General features: G+C 42.6%; 14 protein-coding genes and 1 pseudogene. 10 read left to right on the forward strand and 5 right to left on the reverse strand.

Features of this window, described 5'->3' with window-relative positions:
• Positions 1-44 precede the first annotated feature (44 nt).
• The 4 genes from CA265_01555 to CA265_01570 are packed head-to-tail and all read left to right on the forward strand — an operon-like array spanning position 45 to position 4,174.
• Complete coding sequence (locus tag CA265_01555; GenBank protein ARS38438.1) at positions 45-1,793, forward strand: KaiC 1; 1,749 nt, start codon at positions 45-47, stop codon at positions 1,791-1,793.
• Positions 1,794-2,084: a circadian clock protein KaiB gene (locus CA265_01560; GenBank protein ID ARS38439.1), complete on the forward strand. Its 291-nt coding sequence runs from the start codon at positions 1,794-1,796 to the stop codon at positions 2,082-2,084.
• Positions 2,085-2,086: 2 nt separating this feature from the next.
• Positions 2,087-2,401 (forward strand): circadian clock protein KaiB, encoded by a 315-nt coding sequence (locus tag CA265_01565; protein ID ARS42853.1) that lies wholly within the window; start codon positions 2,087-2,089, stop codon positions 2,399-2,401.
• Positions 2,402-2,404: 3 nt separating this feature from the next.
• On the forward strand, positions 2,405-4,174 hold the full coding sequence (locus tag CA265_01570; GenBank protein ARS38440.1) for a hypothetical protein: 1,770 nt from the start codon (positions 2,405-2,407) through the stop codon (positions 4,172-4,174).
• Positions 4,175-4,189: 15 nt separating this feature from the next.
• Here the strand turns inward: CA265_01570 and CA265_01575 are convergent, their stop codons facing one another.
• Positions 4,190-4,939, reverse strand: a complete 750-nt coding sequence (locus CA265_01575; GenBank protein ARS38441.1) for a hypothetical protein — start codon at positions 4,937-4,939, stop codon at positions 4,190-4,192.
• 275 nt (positions 4,940-5,214) lie between these two features.
• Between CA265_01575 and CA265_01580 the strand changes: the two genes are divergently transcribed.
• From CA265_01580 to CA265_01605, 6 genes and pseudogenes are all read left to right on the forward strand, one after another.
• Positions 5,215-7,101 (forward strand): alpha-glucosidase, encoded by a 1,887-nt coding sequence (locus CA265_01580; GenBank protein ARS38442.1) that lies wholly within the window; start codon positions 5,215-5,217, stop codon positions 7,099-7,101.
• Positions 7,102-7,413: 312 nt separating this feature from the next.
• Positions 7,414-9,735, forward strand: coding sequence for a hypothetical protein (locus tag CA265_01585; GenBank protein ARS38443.1), 2,322 nt, complete (start codon positions 7,414-7,416; stop codon positions 9,733-9,735).
• A gap of 3 nt (positions 9,736-9,738) precedes the next feature.
• Positions 9,739-11,190: a sulfatase gene (locus tag CA265_01590; GenBank protein ID ARS38444.1), complete on the forward strand. Its 1,452-nt coding sequence runs from the start codon at positions 9,739-9,741 to the stop codon at positions 11,188-11,190.
• A 9-nt stretch (positions 11,191-11,199) separates the two neighbouring features.
• Positions 11,200-12,225 (forward strand): 6-bladed beta-propeller, encoded by a 1,026-nt coding sequence (locus CA265_01595; GenBank protein ID ARS38445.1) that lies wholly within the window; start codon positions 11,200-11,202, stop codon positions 12,223-12,225.
• Complete coding sequence (locus CA265_01600; GenBank protein ID ARS38446.1) at positions 12,225-14,387, forward strand: cytochrome C; 2,163 nt, start codon at positions 12,225-12,227, stop codon at positions 14,385-14,387. Before CA265_01595 ends, CA265_01600 begins: the two co-directional genes overlap by 1 nt.
• A gap of 51 nt (positions 14,388-14,438) precedes the next feature.
• Positions 14,439-15,709: pseudogene (locus tag CA265_01605) on the forward strand (MFS transporter).
• Positions 15,710-15,831: 122 nt separating this feature from the next.
• Here CA265_01605 and CA265_01610 read toward each other — a convergent pair.
• From CA265_01610 to CA265_01625, 4 genes are all read right to left on the reverse strand, one after another.
• The gene (locus CA265_01610) at positions 15,832-16,527 is read right to left on the reverse strand and encodes a dipeptidase E (protein ARS42854.1); all 696 of its coding nucleotides are present in this window, start codon (positions 16,525-16,527) and stop codon (positions 15,832-15,834) included.
• A gap of 101 nt (positions 16,528-16,628) precedes the next feature.
• Positions 16,629-17,024, reverse strand: coding sequence for a hypothetical protein (locus CA265_01615; protein ARS38447.1), 396 nt, complete (start codon positions 17,022-17,024; stop codon positions 16,629-16,631).
• Positions 17,025-17,225: 201 nt separating this feature from the next.
• Positions 17,226-17,777 carry a colanic acid biosynthesis acetyltransferase WcaF gene (locus tag CA265_01620; GenBank protein ARS42855.1) on the reverse strand — a complete coding sequence of 184 codons (552 nt, stop codon included), beginning with the start codon at positions 17,775-17,777 and terminating at the stop codon, positions 17,226-17,228.
• Between the two features lie 10 nt (positions 17,778-17,787).
• Positions 17,788-18,384, reverse strand: coding sequence for a hypothetical protein (locus tag CA265_01625; protein ID ARS38448.1), 597 nt, complete (start codon positions 18,382-18,384; stop codon positions 17,788-17,790).
• Between the last annotated feature and the right edge of the window lie 4 nt (positions 18,385-18,388).

Below are 18,388 nucleotides of genomic sequence, written 5' to 3' on the forward strand. Positions count from 1 at the left end.
AGGTTATAATTAATTAATAGATTTAGGCTTTAAAATTTAAATGAATGGCTAAAGTAAAAAAGCAGTCGGAAACGCGCTCATCAGGTACAATTCCTAAAACACTTACTGGTATTTCCGGACTTGATGAAGTCACGCTGGGGGGACTACCCTCGGGAAGGCCTACACTTGTCTGCGGCGAAGCGGGTTCTGGGAAAACACTTTTTTCCATAGAGTTCATCGTAAAAGGGGCACTGGATTATAACGAACCCGGCGTATTTATGGCTTTTGAGGAAAAAGCTGAAGAACTTAAAGCGAATGTAGCCTCACTCGGATTTGATCTGGATCGCTTAGAAAAGGATAAGAAAATAAAGTTGGATTATGTACACATCGACCGTTCGGAAATAGAAGAGACCGGGGAATATGATCTGGAAGGACTTTTCATTCGTTTGGGTTATGCCATTGACAGTATAGGTGCTAAAAGAGTTGTGCTGGATACCATCGAGAACTTGTTTTCGGGGCTAAACAACGCTGCAATATTACGGGCAGAGATCAGGAGGCTTTTTCAGTTTCTAAAATCGAAAGGGGTTACTGCAATCATCACAGGGGAGCGCGGTGGAAATGGGCTCACCCGTCAGGGACTGGAAGAGTATGTGTCAGACTGTGTGATTTTACTTGACCATAGGATTATTAACCAAATCTCCACCAGAAGGCTTAGGATTGTAAAATACCGCGGATCGGTTCATGGAACCAATGAGTACCCTTTCCTGATCGATGATGAAGGTATCTCGGTACTTCCGGTTACCTCTTTGGAACTGAATCATGAGGTTTCTTCGAAAAGCTTATCTTCAGGTATTCCTGCACTTGACAAAATGCTGGGAAATTCTGGCTTTTATAAAGGAAGCAGTATATTGGTTTCAGGTACGGCTGGAACGGGCAAGACCAGTATAGCGGCCACATTCGCCAATTCTACCTGTGCGCGAGGCGAAAAATGTCTTTTCTTTGCTTTCGAAGAGTCCCCAAAACAAATTATCAGGAACATGCGCTCTATTGGTGTTGATCTTCAAAAACATGTAACCAAAGGGACCCTGGAGTTTTATGCTTCACGCCCTACTTTATATGGCCTGGAGATGCATTTGGTGGCAATTCACAAGGCGATCAAAAAATTCAAACCCTCCGTGGTTGTGCTTGATCCGATCACTAACCTGATCACGATAGGATCTGTAAGTGAGGTGAAAACCATGCTTGTGCGTCTGATCGACTTTCTACAGGCTGAGCAGATTACGGTAATGTTTACCGCACTTACCCTCAATACTATCGTGAACGAACAAACCGACGAGGGTGTATCTTCGCTTGTTGATGCATGGTTATTGATCCGGGATATCGAGAGTAATGGGGAAAGAAACAGAGGCCTGTATATCATGAAATCAAGGGGCATGAAACATTCCAATCAGATTAGGGAATTTGTCATTACCGATCAGGGGCTTAACCTGATGGACGTATATCTTACCGAGGATGGTGTGCTTACCGGATCGGCAAGAGAGGCACGGGTATTGCTAGAACAAACCGGTGAAGTGATCCATGCACAGGCAGTCAGCCGGAAAGACCGTGAACTGGAACGTAAGCGGAAAGTTTTGCAATCAAAGATTGAAAGTTTAAGGTCAGAATATGAATCTGCAGAAGAAGAGCTTAATAAAGTTTATGTAGAGGAGGCCTTAAAAAAACAGATTATGGGCGAAACCATAAGCAAAATTGCCGACATGCGCAGGGGAAATACGGGTAGAGAAGAACAAAATAGAAATAAAAAAAAGAAATAAATAGTGGGTAAAGCATACGAACTCCGGCTGTATGTAGCCGGTAAAACGAGTAAATCGGTAGCGGCACTGGAAAACCTGAAGAAGCTCTGCGAAGAACATCTGAAGGGAAAATATAGCATTGAGGTGATCGACCTTTTGGAAAAACCACAACTGGCTGAAGGTGATCAGATATTTGCAATTCCGACACTGGTGAAAAAAGTGCCTGAACCCGTTCGCAAAATTATAGGTGACCTTTCAAATGAGGAAAAGGTTTTAGTGGGACTGGATATACGTACAAAGGTTAATAATTAATGATGTCTACAGGAAATCCAGATCATCCAGATAGTACCCCAAGCGCAGAATTTTTTTCGCTTAGGCTTTTCATTGCAGGTGCATCACCGGTTTCCGCAAGGGCCATTGTTAATATCCGTGCAATCTGCGAGGAATTTATTGCCGGCAGGTACGAGCTGGATATTATTGATGCACATCAGCAACCCTTACTGGTACAGCATGAGGACGTTACCGCCATTCCAATGTTGATCAAAAAATCTCCTCTTCCTACCAGAAAGCTTATCGGTGATTGTTCCGATCGTGAAAAAGTATTGAAGGGCTTGGGTATCAGGTATTAAATTATGCAGAAGACAAGTGAACATATTCAGCTTGAACGTGCCTATGAGGAACTTCGTCTCCAGCTGGAAGAAGCGAACGATATCATCCAGGCCATCCGCTCGGGGGAAGTTGATGCCCTGATTGTAAATGGTGAAGATGGACATCAGCTCTTCACGCTCAAGAGTGCTGATCATACCTACCGGATTTTTATCGAACAGATGACCGAAAGCGCACTCACCCTTGATGGGTTTGCTCGGATATTGTATTGCAATTCGCAGCTGGCCAGGCTTTTAGAACTACCTTTAGAAAAAGTTATCGGCCGAAACTTTTTGACATTTTTTTCAAGAGAAGACCAGGCGATTGTACAAGAGCTGATTAATAGTGCCTGGCAGGCAGATACTAAGGCAGAAATCAATATTATAAGCAGTTCAGGCATCTATTTGTCCGTACAGCTTTCTTTGAAAGTGCTTAATCTTGATGAAGGTACCGCGCTAAGTGTCATTGTTACTGATCTGAGTGAGTTGAAGAAAAACCAACTGCTTTTAGAAACCAGGAATAAGGAGCTTGAAGCAGCAAGAAGAACGGCTGATGAACTTAATGAAAATCTTGAAAATACCGTTAGGCTAAGGACAAGAGAACTGGAAGCGATCAATGAAGAGCTCGCGGCAGTTAATGATCTTCAGACAGAAATCAACGATAAACTCAATGATGCACTTCACGCCTTAAAGGAAAGTGAAGATAACCTGCAATCGGCCTTCGATGCCGCTGAGCTGGGTAGTTGTAACCTGGATATTAAAACAGGACGGGCAGAAGTGTCACAAAGATTCAGGGAACTTTGCGGCATGCCTTTGGAAGAAGAGGTGAACCGGGCAATGGTGCTGGCTTGCGTTGATACCGAATACCTTTCCGATCTCGAGCAGGCTTTTCAGGATTGTATCAATCTTAGAAAACCATTGGATTATACCTATCCGATCAGGCAGCTTATTTCAGGCGAGCGCCGTTGGGTAAGAATAGTTGGCAAGGCTAAAAAAGGCAGTAATGGCGATTTTGACAGCATTTATGCCGTGCTGATGGATGTAACAGATCAAAAACGCGATGAACAGCGGAAGAATGACTTTATTGCAATGGTGAGCCACGAACTTAAAACACCGCTTACTTCCATGAAAGGTTATATCCAGGTTATGCAACTGAAAGCCAGAGGTAATCAGAATGGCTTTGAAGATAAAGCCCTGCAGCGAGCTGAACGCCAGGTGAATAAAATGACAAGCATGATCAATGGTTTCCTTAACCTGTCACGTCTGGAGTCAGGCAAAATGTTGATGGATTTTCAGCCCGTAGAAATGTCTGTACTGCTTGAAGAAGTGCTTGAAGAATATATGGCCACAGTAAACAGCCATAACATAAAATTTGCCTTCCAGCCAGGGTTTTTTGTGAGCGTGGATAGAGACAAGCTTGGACATGTGGTTAATAACCTGATCAGCAACGCGGTGAAATACTCACCTGTGGATAGTGAAATAAGTGTAGACTGTTATCTTGAAGGTGAGACTGCCGTATTCCGGATTAAGGATCATGGAATGGGAATAGATGAAAACGATATTCCAAAGCTTTTCGAACGGTTTTACCGGGTAGAAAGTAACCGGATGAGCACTGTTGCCGGTTTTGGAATAGGACTTTATCTGTCTGCGGAGATTATTCACAGACATGGCGGGAAGATATGGGCAGAAAGCCAGATAGGAAAGGGATCTGTTTTTTATTTTAGCTTGCCTTTAATTAATTCTTCCATAAACCTTTAGGCTTAAATCATAGCACTAAAATTTAATTGATAGTTTCTCCGAAACAAGAATATTGTTTTTGTAGTACTCGAAAAACCAGCTTCCATTCTTTTTTAAAACGACGCCATTTGCACTCCCATTATTCGAAATATAACAATCCTCTGCTGAAGTTTTGAGTAAGGTCATTACAATTTTAGGCGTCGCGTCTATCAGTTGATAGCCATTGCTGATGGGTTGTGCATATAATAATCCTTCTTGTTGTTCTGTTTTGACAGCTACTGGCTCATTAACGGGTACAGGGGCGGTTTTAGCTGCTGTATTTACCGTGGCTGGTGCCGGGCTGGTAACCACAGTCGGGTTGCCCGCTATATATTTAAAATCGTTGAAGGAGGTGAAAGCATCTCTCAGCGCCAGATTATACGAAGTTTCATATTCTTTTTCCCTGCTTTTGCCTGCCTTGCTTTTGATCACTACAGCGCCCTTACAATCTTTAAGCAAAAGCGTAAGGTTGGTCACAAACATGCTGTTGTTTTCCTGCAGTTCTACAATCAGGGCCTTGCATCTATCGCCTGCAATTTCTTCAGGTATCTCCGAATTATCAAAATATACCGTAAAACCTTTCTCCTCAAAAAATGACTTGGTCAGGGTATTTAAGCCATATTGATTAACCTGCTTTAAAAAATTGAATTTCTCGGGCACGATAATGTATTTGTAATTGCCTGCATTAGACTGTGCCTGTACAGAAAAAGAGATGGCTAAAAGGATAATAAAAAGATACCTTTTCATAACGGTTAATGGAGTTTGGATAAGATTCCGCCTCAATTTATAGAATGAAACGGAGAAAATCAAATTTTATGCTCCACATCCAATATTATCTAGAAATTAGCTGCAGATTTGTTATCATTGAGCTGGCCAAATATCTTATTGACATGAAAATCATCCAAACCAACCAGAAAACCCATCTGTTTAAAGAAATCGTAATACGGTATTGAGGCTTCATTGCTCGCCGCTAACCCACCATACAAATTAAATGTTGATCCCGATCGCACAGACAAAATAACATGAATAAGTTTCTTACCATACTGTTTTTGATAACACTAAGCCGGTTTGTACAGGCAAAAGAAGTTAAGATTTTGAGCCCGGACAAAAAAATACTGGTGACCCTCAATACAGAAATGCATAATAAATCTGCATTAAACTATAGTGTTATGTTTCAGGGAAGTGTAATAATCGCTGCATCACCGCTTGGGCTTGAACTTGAAGGAGAAGATCCTTTGTCTGCTCATCTGGAAATTGTTTCAGTTAGCCAAAAACTAGTGAATGATACCTGGAAACCGGTTTACGGAGAGAAAAATATATATGCTGATCACTATAGGGGACTAACCATCCGGTTTAAGGAGAATACAAAACCTTTTCGTTCTTTTTCGATGGATTTTCGCTTATATAATGAAGGATTGGCCTTTCAATATAACATCGATAACAAGAAACCGGTAACGATTACCCGTGAGCTTACTGGTTTTCAATTTACCCGGGATCATGCTTCGTGGATAGCCAGGGAGTCGCAGGCAAGTTATACCAGGGAGCGTGTGAGCAAAACACCAAACGGTACTGAGCGTCCTTATGTGATTGAAATCGATCCAAAATGTGTGGTAGCATTGGGTGAGGCTGCTTTAACTGACTATGCACAAATGAAATTTGACCGTTCTCCAAAAGACAGCTTGTTGATAACAGCAGCACTAAAAGGAAAATCGGTTTTTGATAGCAGTTTTTCAACACCTTGGCGTTATGTAATGATTGCAGAATCACCAGGCAGACTATTAGAAAATAACTATTTCATACTAAACTTAAATAAACCATCTTCATTGAAGGATGTATCTTGGATAAAACCTGGAAAGGTAATCCGCGAGGTCACTTTAACAACAGCTGGAGGCAAGGCCTGCATAGATTTTGCTGCCAAACATCATCTCCAGTATATAGAGTTTGATGCCGGCTGGTATGGTCACGAATATGATAACGCATCCAGCGCGCTTGCCGTAAATGTAGACGCTTCAAGGTCTCCAGGTCCATTGGATCTAAAGGAAGTTATTGCTTATGGAAAAAGCAAAGGTGTTGGGGTAATCCTCTATGTCAATCAAAGAGCGTTAACAAAACAGATCGATACAATCCTGCCTCTGTATAAATCCTGGGGCGTGGCAGGATTAAAATATGGCTTTGTAAATGTAAATTCACAGCAGAATATGAAATGGCTTCATGAGGCCATCAAAAAAGCAGCAAATCATCAACTGATGCTGGATATTCACGACGATTACCGCCCAACAGGTTATTCGAGGACTTATCCGAATTTAATGACCCAGGAGGGCGTGCGTGGTGATGAAGAAAGTCCTGATAGCAAACAGGCATTAAGCACCATGTTTACCCGGATGCTGGCTGGTGCTGCCGATGCTACAAATTGTTATTTTGCGCCAAGGGTAGATCAAATGGGCTCGCATGCCTCGCAAATGGCGAAAGCAATCTGTTTATATAGCCCATGGCAATTCGTTTATTGGTATGACCGTCCTGCTGATGCACCCAGGGCTAAGGGAGGGGCAGGATCGGCCGCCTCCGTAATAGATGAAATACCTGATCTTAGTTTTTATGATGCTTTGCCAACCGTTTGGGATGATACCAGGGTATTCGATGGGAAGATAGGTGAATACGGTACTATAGCCAGAAAAAATGGAAACGATTGGTACCTGGGTACAATGACCGATCAATCAAGAAGTTTCACTTTACCGCTTAATTTTCTAGACAGAAAAACAAAATACGAAGCCACGATTTATACCGATGATTCTTCACTACAAACGGCCACAAAAATTCTGATCAGGAAAATAGAGGTAAATTCTTCAACCGTGCTGTCGTTTGATTTAAAAGCAAAAGGTGGAGAGGCTGTTATTTTCAGGGCATTATAAAAATAGCCGATTACGATACCATTTGGTTTTACACCTGCAAAAAAAACATAAGTAATTGTCAAATTACTTGTAGTGGGGCGCCCATTATATTTGAACCTTTATAAAATTAAGAATACCGGATGTTTTTTCTTTGGCATTTATGCTGCTAATAAAGATTGCAAGTTTTTGAGCTTACCGTGCTGTTTTATAGTAAGATAGTCCATTGTAATGAGTAGGATAATCCATTGTGTTAATCGTTTTAGTTATTTATTATTATACCAGCCCTACCGATGATCATCTCATCAGCGAGGACCGAAACCAAATATAATCAGTATGAACCGCAGGCTTATTTATTTAATGCTGTTGTTTTCGGCTATTGTGTATGCGATACAGGCATGCAATAGCTCATCAACGAGCCAGATCGCCGAGGAGCAGGTGCCTGATAGCATCAGTTACAATTTTCATGTCAGGCCGATTCTGTCCGATAAGTGTTTTATCTGCCATGGCCCCGATGCCAATAAACGTGAAGCAGATTTAAGACTGGATATCGCTGAAGAAGCCTATAAAGCTTTGAAAGATAAACCTTCAGCGCACGCATTAGTCCCGTTTAAGCCCCTATCCTCTGAACTTTTTTTGCGCATATCTAGTCAGGATTCAACGCAGCTTATGCCTCCTAAATCCTCTAATCTCAAATTAACCGCACATGAAATTGCCGTCATTGAGAAATGGATCAAGCAAGGCGCTAAATATGAGCGGCACTGGGCCTTTACGCCCCCAAAAAGTCCGCGGATCCCAAAAGTAGAAAATAAAGCGTGGGCAAAAAATGAAATCGATTATTTCATCCTTCAGAAACTGGAGCAAAAAGGGTTAAAACCAAATGAGCAGGCAGACAAAGAAAGGTTATTAAAACGCGTCAGCCTCGATCTTACCGGCCTGCCACCGGACATGGAGACAATGAATAAATTTATGGCCGACAATAGTAGCGATGCCTACGAAAAAGTTGTAGAATCGCTCATTCAGCGCCCGGCATATGGGGAGAAGATGGCATTACATTGGCTGGATGTAGCCCGTTATGCCGATTCACACGGTTATCAGGATGATAACTATCGTAGTCAATGGCCCTGGAGGGACTGGGTCATCCATGCATTCAATACCAATATGCCCTACAAGCAGTTTATCACCTGGCAATTGGCGGGAGATCTGATGCCCAATGCCACCAAAGAGCAGCTACTGGCCACAGGCTTTAACCGCAACCACAAAATCACCGAAGAAGGTGGAGTAATAGATGAAGAATACCGCGTTGAATACGTAACAGACCGGGTGAATACCTTTGGCAAAGCCATGCTGGCCGCAACTATTGAATGTGCGCATTGCCACGATCATAAGTACGATCCCTTCTCTCAAAAGGAATATTATCAGCTATATGCTTTTTTTAACAATGTTAAAGAAGTCGGACTTCAATCAACTGTAGGTGGTCCCGAAACCTATGCGAAAAAGCCACTGATGGAAATCAGCAATGAGGACATCAAAAAGATCCTAAGCTTTGTAAATAAGAAAGATACCAATAGACTGATTGTATCGGTAATGGGTGATAGAGATACGTTGCGTAAAACCTACATCCTCAACAGGGGTGTTTACGATGCGCATGGACAAGAAGTACAGGCGGGCACCCCGAAATCGTTGCTCGCTTTCAGCGATAAATATCCCAAAAACCGCTTGGGTTTAACCCAATGGCTTTTCGATAAGCAAAATCCACTTACCGCAAGGGTATTTGTGAATCAGATCTGGCAGGAGTTTTTTGGACGCGGCATTGTTAAAACCTCAGGTGATTTTGGGATGCAGGGTGAACTTCCCTCTCATCCGGAGCTGCTGGATTGGCTGGCTGTAGATTTTATGAACCATGGCTGGAACATCAAACGACTGGTTAAACAGATGGTATCCTCAGCAACTTATCGCCAGTCGGCAATCGTATCCAAAGAGAAATTAAAAACCGACCCTGAAAATATTTTGCTCGCACGGGCGCCGCGTTACCGCATCCCGGCGGAATCTATTCGAGATGTGGTACTCGCCAGTAGCGGCTTATTGGTGAAAACCATAGGTGGCCCGAGCGTAAAACCTTATCAGCCTGCCGGGCTTTGGGAAGGAGCAACATCCGGGCGGGGTATATTGGCCGCTTACCGGCAGGATCATGCTGAAGATTTGTACCGCAGGGGCATGTATACCTTTATCAAACGTACAGTTCCACCACCTTCAATGGGTATTTTCGATGCCAGTAACCGCGATCAGTGCGAGGTGAAACGCTTAAACACCAACACCCCGCTTCAGGCCCTGGTGATGTTAAATGACCCTACGGTACTGGAGGCTTCACGCGTTCTGGCAGCAAAGCTTTTACAGGAAAAGAATACGACTGAGGCAAAAATCAGGAAAGCATTCAGGCTGATTGTATGCCGCATGCCGAACGAAAAGGAAATAAAACTGCTCATAGCTTATTATGCAGATCAGCAAAAGGTATTTGAGCAGGGGAAAGATGCAGAAAAAGTACTGGCCGTGGGCGAATATCCCCTTGCTAAAAACGTCAATAAGGTCACACTGGCCGCAATGATGGAGGTGATTACCACCATTTATAATCTAGAGGAAACGATTACAAAAACCTGATATATGGAAAAGGATTTCTTAGAACATGGCCTTAACTTTAACAGGCGTCGTTTCCTGTCCAGGCTAAGTTTAGGACTTGGAAGCGTTGCCCTGGGCTCCTTATTAATGCCCGATCTTTTTTCAGGGGCCCTAGATGATGGCGATATTTTAGCCGGTCTTCCTGATTTTGCACCAAAAGCCAAAAGAGTAATCTACCTGTTCCAGAACGGGGCACCCTCACAGCTGGAGTCTTTTGATTATAAACCCAAACTCAGGGAGATGATGGGGCAGGAACTTCCGGCATCCATCCGTGCCGGACAGCGGCTTACTGGGATGACGGCCAATCAGGCATCCTTTCCGCTGGTGGGATCCTATTATGATTTTAAACAATATGGCGAATCCAGGGCGTGGATAAGCGACCTGTTTCCGCATACAGCAAAGGTAGTTGATGATATCTGTATCATTAAATCCATGTTTACCGAGGCGATAAACCATGATCCGGCTTTAACTTTCTTTCAAACCGGTGCACAACAAGGCAATAGGCCAAGTATGGGGGCCTGGCTGAGTTATGGGCTGGGCAGTGAAAATAAGAACCTGCCCGCTTTTACCGTTCTGCTCTCGCGTGGCAAAGGTAACGGGCAAGGGGTATACTCGAAATTATGGACTAATGGCTTTTTGGATTCAACCCATCAGGGGGTACACTTCAGCAGTGGTGAAGATCCAGTACTCTACCTTAAGGATCCTGAAGGACTGAACAGGTTTGAAAGGAGAAAAATGCTCGATAAGCTGGCGGAGATGAACGATCTTTCCTACAAAGAGTTCGGAGATCCGGAGATCAATGCAAAAGTGCAGCAATATGAAATGGCCTACCGGATGCAGACTGCGGTACCCGAAATCACCGACCTTTCCAAGGAACCGGATGATATCATCAAACTCTATGGATCAGATTGCCTGGTACCGGGAACCTTTGCAGCCAATTGTCTGCTTGCCAGAAAACTAAGTGAAAACGGTGTCCGCTTTGTACAGCTCTACCATCAGGGATGGGACCAGCATGGAAACCTGCCTAACGAAATGGCCGGGCAGGCAAAAGATGTAGATCAGGCTTCTGCTGCATTGATTACCGATTTAAAGCAACGCGGGTTATTGGACGAAACCCTGGTGATTTGGGGAGGTGAATTTGGCAGAACCAATTACTCTCAGGGTAAAATGACCAAAGATAATTACGGACGCGACCATCATCCACGCTGTTTTAGCATATGGATGGCCGGTGGAGGGGTAAAACCCGGGATCGTGCATGGCGAATCAGATGAATTTGGTTACAACATCATTAAAGACCCTGTACATGTGCATGATTTTCAGGCTACCGTTCTGCACCAACTCGGATTAAACCACGAGAAACTGATATTCAAACATCTGGGCCGCCGTTACAGGCTGACCGATGTATCCGGTAAGGTAATCAATGACATTTTAATATAGACTCCGTTTATGGACAGAAGAAAATTTATAAAGCATACTACAGTAGTTTCAGCAAGTTTTTTTATTGCCAAAGATCTGCTGGCAAAACCTAAAGGACCTGTATACGGACATAATACCATGCGTTATATGCTGGATACCAAGTGGGGACAATTGAATCCTCTGCAACATCCGGTAAACGATTGTCATGAGATGGTGCAGGATGCTAAAGGAAGGATTATCCTGCTGACCAACGAGACCAAAAACAATATTCTCATTTATAATAAATCAGGAAAACTGCTTGACTCATGGGGACATGAATTTCCTGGTGGCCATGGGCTTACCCTGGCAAAAGAAAACGGGAAAGAATTTCTTTTTATCACCGATACAGCGCGCCATCAAGTCTATAAAACCACATTGGATGGCAAGATCCTGATGACTATTGACTACCCGATGGAAACCGGGCTGTATAAAAAGAAAGAGGAATTTGTGCCTACTGAAACCGCAGTAGCTGATAACGGCGATTTTTTTATTGCAGACGGTTATGGTCAGCAGTATGTATTTCATTATAGTGCCGATGGTAAATTACTCAGTTATTTCGGGGGCAGGGGAACGGAAACCAAACATCTTGACAATGCACATGGTGTGTGTATTGATAAACGAAGTGGAACACCATCGTTACTGGTCACAGACCGTACCCGCAACTGTTTTAAACGTTTTGATCTGCAAGGTAACCTGAAAGAAGTTATCACCCTCCCGGGCGCCTGTGTTTGCAGACCGGTGATCAAAAATGATTACCTGTATGCAGCGGTATTACGCTCACCTGATCTGGGTAAGGATGGAAGCGGCTTTATGACCATTTTGGATAAAAACAATAAAGTGATATCCAATGTTGGCGGAACGCTCCCGGTTTACAAAGATGGTGTATTGCAGCCAATGGCCCAGGCCGAAAAGATATTGTTGAATCCACATGATGTCTGCGTGGATAATGATGAAAACCTTTATGTAGCGCAGTGGGCATCAGGAAAAGTTTATCCTTACAAATTCACACGCATATAATGAAGATCACACTCAAGGGTTTTGCAGAGAATGTGCTGTTCATGGCAAATGCCTTTATTATTTTTCTGCTGGTCTTTGGCAACAGGATTGCAGTGCCGTATTGGTTACAGCCTCTGGGAAGAATGCATCCTATGGTATTACATTTTCCGATCGTTATTTTGCTATTGGCGATGCTGCTGGAGTTTTTCCGTTTTAAAGATACCTATGCCAAAGAAAAACTCTACCATGATTTTACTTCCTGGCTACTGCTTGCTGGTACCCTTTTTTCTGCAGTAACCGTTATCATGGGGCTATTCCTCTCTAAAGAGGAAGGGTATTCCGGAAATATATTGCAATGGCACAAATGGACGGGTGTTAGTATCGTTTTCATCACCACCTTTATTTATTACTGCAGGAATGCTGCCTGGTATAAACTGCCCGTGGCAAGAGGCGGTGCTGTGCTTACCATACTTTCTGTAATCCTAGCGGGCCATTATGGTGCGGCGTTGACCCATGGAGACAATTTCGTGCTCGAACCGGTAAGTAGCCCTGCAGAAAGCGCTAAAGTTCCACTGGAGCAGGCAAAAGTATTTGAAGATGTGGTGATGCCGATATTTTCTCAGAAATGTCTAAGTTGTCACAATATCGAAAAGGCTAAAGGCAATCTGATCATGGATAATGCCCAGGCAATTCTTAAAGGCGGGAAAACGGGGAAGCTGTTTGTGCCCGGCAAACCCGAGCTTAGTTTGCTAATAGAACGGATACACCTGCCATTGGATGAAAAAAAACATATGCCTCCAAGAGGAAAATCCCAATTGACCGAAAAAGAAATACAGCTTTTGAAACTTTGGGTAAAAAACAATGCCGAAATGAAGAAGAAAGTCGTGGACTTGCCTGCAACTGATTCTTTAAGGTTATTGGCAACGACCTTTTTGGCTCCTGTTGAGACTCCCGAAGAGAAATTCGAATTTGCTGCAGCAGATGAAAGCACTGTTAAAAAGTTAAACAATAACTACAGGAATGTCTATTCCTTAGCGAAGGAATCACCGGCACTGGCGGTGAATATTTATAATAAAAGTGTTTATAAACCGTCGGTGTTAAAGGAACTCAGTGAGGTCAAAAAACAGATCATATCCTTAAACTTAAGCGGCATGCCGGTAAGCGATGATGACCTGAAAATCATCTCCGGCTTCGAAAACCTGCGTAAATTGAACCTGAATTTTACGAACATCACAGGAACGGGATTAAAACATTTGGTCATCTTGCCTCATTTAAATGCATTGTCGCTCTCTGGTACCAAAGTCAGTTATAATCTTGTCAAACAGGTTTTGAATATGGGTGGACTCAGGCAGCTGACTTTATGGAACACGGGTTTAAGTGAGGCAGAAGTGTCTCAGCTACAAAAAATAAACAAGAACCTGACTGTAGTAACTGGTTTTAAGGATGATGGAAAACACCCCGTTAAATTAAATAAGCCACGCCTAAATACGGATATAACAGTTTTCAAAGATGCCATTACCCTGCAGATGAAACACCTGATCAACGGGGTTAAAATCAGGTATACTACAGATGGAACTGAACCTGACAGCCTGAAATCTCCTATCTATAACAAGGAAATTGTCCTGAGCGGGAATACAACCATAAAGGCTAAAGCATATAAAGCCGGCTGGTATGGCAGTGATGTGCTGGTCGCTAATTTTTACAGGAGCACCTATAAACCCGATAGCATATCATTTTTATTGCCGGCCAATGAGAAATACAGGGCCGGTGGAGCAAAGGTTTTGATCGACAATCAATTGGGAGATTATGATTTCAACCTGGGTAAGTGGATCGCTTTCAGGGAAAATAATATGGAGGCGATGCTGTATTTTAAGCAACCCGTAACCCTGCAGTCGATAACCTTACATGTGATGAAGCAGATACAACCGTACATATTCCCACCTACCGATGTGGAGGTATGGGGTGGGGCAACTCAGAATAAACTGCATTTATTGGGAAGGTTAAGACCCGATATCCCCAAAAAAATGGAGGAACGGGAGTTCATTAAAATTGAGGCTAAGTTCAAGTCTCAGCGTATTTCCTGTCTGAAAATTGTGGCCAAAAACCTCAAGAAACTACCTGAATGGCATCCGGCTAAGGGACAACCAGCCTGGCTCTTTGTAGATGAGCTATTTCTGAATTAAGAAAAAAACTTTTGTTCATTCCAAAATTAAAACCAATATAAACCTAAACATATGCTTAACATTCAAACGACCAAACTATTCTGGGCAAGCTGCCTGGCATTATTGGTAACTTCCCTTTCCTTCGGTATCCGTGCGGGGATCATGAACCAGCTGGGGACCGATTTTCAATTAAGTACCAGCCAATTGGGCACCATTACAGCTGCGGCCTTCTGGGGATTTCCGCTGGCTATTGTGGTTGGAGGATTTGTAGTTGATATGATCGGCATGAAACGTTTGCTGGTGATGGCCTTTATCTTTCATCTGGTCGGAATCGTCCTCACTATTTTTGCCCAGGGTTACTGGAGCCTGTTTTTATCTACCCTATTGATCGGTATAGCCAACGGTACGGTAGAGGCCGCCTGTAATCCGCTGGTTGCTGCTTTGTACCCGGAAAATAAAACCACTCGCTTAAATCATTTTCACCTGTGGTTTCCTGGAGGTATTGTGATTGGCACTTTGCTGGTGACCTTGTTTGTCCAACTCGGACTGGGCTGGAAAGTGCAGGTTGCCATGATGATTATCCCTACTTTGATTTACGGGTACCTGTTTTCAAAACTGGATTTTCCGGTTACCGAAAGGTATCCTCTGGTTATTCCAGTTCAGATATGTATAAAGCAGTACTTTCGCCATTGTTTATCTTTATGTTCATTTGCATGTTCGGTACCGCCATTACCGAGTTGTTTACTGGTCAATGGATCGGTTTACTACTCAAAAACGTAACGGACAATGCTATTTTATTACTCACCCTGACTACCGGAATTATGGTAATCGGCCGCGGTTTTGCCGAACCTGTGGTTCACCGTCTTGCTCCTCAGGGTGTATTGCTCTTATCAGCAATATTTGCTGCGGCTGGGCTTTACATGTTGAGCACTTTTACCGGAAATTCCGTTTTCTTCGCTGCCATTATCTTCGGTATAGGTGTTTGTTATTTCTGGCCAACGATGATCGGTTTTGTAGCTGAGAATGTTCCGAAATCGGGAGCGCTGGGCCTAAACCTGATGGGCGGGGCAGGGATGTTTGCGGTTTCTATTTATACGATGTTTATGGGAAGTTTTTACGATAACCTGATCGTTAAACATTTACCTTCCGGAGCCTCGCTTGACACTTATTTAAAAGCGCCGGAAAGTTCTGCATCAGGGCAGGCGCTGGCCAATGCTAAAAATCTGGCAGGCCCTGAAATCCTGCAGGCTACACTAATTATCCCTGTAATATTGATCGTAGCTTTCGGCGGACTAGTGATATATCTTCGTTCACGAAAAAAGAGCAGATCCTTAGCTTTATAATTAAAATGTAATTGACTTTATAAGATCACCGTTCTTATCGGTGAGAAACATAATGGCTACAAGTCGATGATCCTAATTCCATCCTCACTTGTAGCTATTTAGCGTTTTATTTAAATTGCCAATTACAATAACGAACTACCTGGTGAAAGCTCATATGGGGCTTTGCCTGTTTCAAAAATCCTGGTATCTTCACTTCCCTGCGTAGTAATTTCCTTTCCCAAAATCCTGATCCAGTTGCCCTCGCGTAGTCCAACTACCTTTATTTCGTTCTGCGTTAGAAACTCCATGATCCTGGTTTCTCTGGTTTCCCCGTTATGTTTTAACTCCGGATTTGGATCAAGGTAATGCGGGTTAAGGTTGAAAGGAACCAGGCCCATGCAATCAAAAGAAGGAGGATACACAATCGGCATATCATTGGTGGTTTTCATATTCAGGCCGCCAATATTGCTTCCGGCGCTACAACCCAAATAAGGTTTGCCCAGTTTAATGTTTTCACTTAAGGGACTCATCAGTCCCAACTCATGCAGGGTTTTGACCAGCAGAAAAGTATTACCACCACCGGTAAAAAAGCCTTTGGCAGGATGGATGGCCACAATAGGGTCATTAAATTCGTGCAGGCCTTTAACGCTGATATTAAGTTTTGAGAAAAAATCGCGGGCTTTGGTTGTGTATTCTTCATGCGAAATACCTCCCGGCCTAGCAAAAGGAATAAATATAATTTCATCTACCCCGGAAAAGAGCGTAATAAGCTCATCTTTTAGGTATTCCAGATAATTGCCGCCAAACAGCGTAGAGGTAGAGGCCAGGATAACATTCATTTTGTTTTGGATTGCTTTCAGCAATTATACTATTTTTCCAATAAAATAGTTGTCCTTTACAATATGCTTAAAACGTGTTCTCTTGATGCTTCAAATAAAAACTAATGCTGGGTGTTAGGCAGCCCTGTCGCAGAAAAATATCTCCTTCGCTCATTTATCCACCCTTTTAGCTTTGGGAAAACATACAGGATTGCAAATGCCAGTATGGAAATAACCACCTGTAGTGAGAGGTTTATCTTGGTCACCGGGCTAATATCTGCTTCACCCATTACAATGAACAGGCGGTATATGCTCCTGATAATAATTAAGACCAGCAAATATTTGCTCCATTGGAACCTGCGTTTGATTAGGATAAAAAGCAGATAGCGCGTGATAAGGATCGATATAAAAATAACCAGTTCCTGCGTACTCTTATAATCGTAGAAAAAGAGATTTACGATGCCGATTAAAAAAGTAATTAAAATAAGATTTGAAGATAAGGAATACTTATTCTTCATTAATTTAAAATTTATCACTTAACTAGGTTTAGGACGACAGACTGTACAAATGTCTAGATAATTTTTTTATATCAGGTAATTTCTTGTGCCAAAGAAATGTAAATCTGTTGATATTTATCAATATAATGAGTTGACGACAAAAAAAAGCGGATTACTTTTTTTGTAATCCGCTTAAGCTATTCTGTTTAGGTTAAAGTATTATCAGTTCATTACACGGCCTTTAACCTTCAGGGCAGGATTGCCCTGGTAAATAACATAAGGCAACAAATCTTTTGTTGCCATGCTTCCCATCGTTAAAACTGCATGACTGTGCAAGGTTACCCCGGGGCCAACTTTAGCTGCGGCACCTATCCATGCTCCATCTTCCAGCACAATAGGACCAGTCATTAAGTCAAAATTTGTGCTGCTATAATTGTGATTTCCGGTAATCAGAACAGCCTGCTGCGAAATACAGCAGTTTTTGCCGATTTTTACCTGGTCCAGGTTGTCTATATAACAATCAGCCAGCCAGCTATAATCGCCAATTTCCAGTTTCCATGGATATTTAATGTGGATACCAGGTTTGATGCGTACCTCTTTACCCACCCTGGCACCGAATAACCGTAACAAAGCAACCAATACCGCGCTGACTGGCATGATGCGGCTCTTAAAAAAGATAACATCTGTAAAGTACCACAAAAACTGCTTAACAATAGAAGCGCCCACCTTAAAATTGCCGGTATCAAAATCTTTATGTAGCTGTGTTTTTAGCAAAATTTCCGCTTTATCTGTTGTTGGCAATGGTTTGATTTTTAGCTAGTTTGTTGCTTTTTCTGATCCACAAATATAACATCGCGAAAATGCAGATGTATACAATAATATTGAAAATTTCATGGTGATAGGTGAAATTGTTCCGCTGCGATTTAAAGAATCCGAGTAATACACCCAGACCTGCAATACGTAATACATTCAGAACGTAAATCGCAATAAAACCGATGATGAGCATTTTAAAAGTCGATTTCCATGATGCAGGAAAAGCAAGTACGAAAGCGGCTAAAAAACTCATCACACCAAGGCCAAGGCAGGAATAATTGACGCGGAGATAGGGGCCGGCTACAACCATTACATCCATTTCGTTATAAATGGCGTAAAAGCCGAAAGCTTTAATAATCCATACCGCTGGTACTATTAATGCTGTTTTCAAACCCTGGATATAATCAAAGTGATCAGCAATATAGGCATTATGAAATCTGGAACCAGGTGTCATTACACTATTCATAAACAGATTTCCCTGGCTGAACAGGATATATAAGATAAACAGGGCAACCACAAATTTGATGGCCTTTTTATTCGCTTCTTTTTTTGCTTCTTCTGGAGTCATATAT

This window comes from Sphingobacteriaceae bacterium GW460-11-11-14-LB5 (assembly GCA_002151545.1).
GTDB lineage: Bacteria > Bacteroidota > Bacteroidia > Sphingobacteriales > Sphingobacteriaceae > Pedobacter.

Excerpts from the sequence above, each read along its gene's own strand:
- CA265_01555 (ARS38438.1), top strand. The coding sequence starts at position 45 with ATGGCTAAAGTAAAAAAGCAGTCGGAAACGCGCTCATCAGGTACAATT.
- CA265_01565 (ARS42853.1), top strand. The coding sequence starts at position 2,087 with ATGTCTACAGGAAATCCAGATCATCCAGATAGTACCCCAAGCGCAGAA.
- CA265_01570 (ARS38440.1), top strand. The coding sequence starts at position 2,405 with ATGCAGAAGACAAGTGAACATATTCAGCTTGAACGTGCCTATGAGGAA.
- CA265_01575 (ARS38441.1), bottom strand. The coding sequence starts at position 4,939 with ATGAAAAGGTATCTTTTTATTATCCTTTTAGCCATCTCTTTTTCTGTA.
- CA265_01580 (ARS38442.1), top strand. The coding sequence starts at position 5,215 with ATGAATAAGTTTCTTACCATACTGTTTTTGATAACACTAAGCCGGTTT.
- CA265_01585 (ARS38443.1), top strand. The coding sequence starts at position 7,414 with ATGAACCGCAGGCTTATTTATTTAATGCTGTTGTTTTCGGCTATTGTG.
- CA265_01590 (ARS38444.1), top strand. The coding sequence starts at position 9,739 with ATGGAAAAGGATTTCTTAGAACATGGCCTTAACTTTAACAGGCGTCGT.
- CA265_01595 (ARS38445.1), top strand. The coding sequence starts at position 11,200 with ATGGACAGAAGAAAATTTATAAAGCATACTACAGTAGTTTCAGCAAGT.
- CA265_01600 (ARS38446.1), top strand. The coding sequence starts at position 12,225 with ATGAAGATCACACTCAAGGGTTTTGCAGAGAATGTGCTGTTCATGGCA.
- CA265_01610 (ARS42854.1), bottom strand. The coding sequence starts at position 16,527 with ATGAATGTTATCCTGGCCTCTACCTCTACGCTGTTTGGCGGCAATTAT.
- CA265_01615 (ARS38447.1), bottom strand. The coding sequence starts at position 17,024 with ATGAAGAATAAGTATTCCTTATCTTCAAATCTTATTTTAATTACTTTT.
- CA265_01625 (ARS38448.1), bottom strand. The coding sequence starts at position 18,384 with ATGACTCCAGAAGAAGCAAAAAAAGAAGCGAATAAAAAGGCCATCAAA.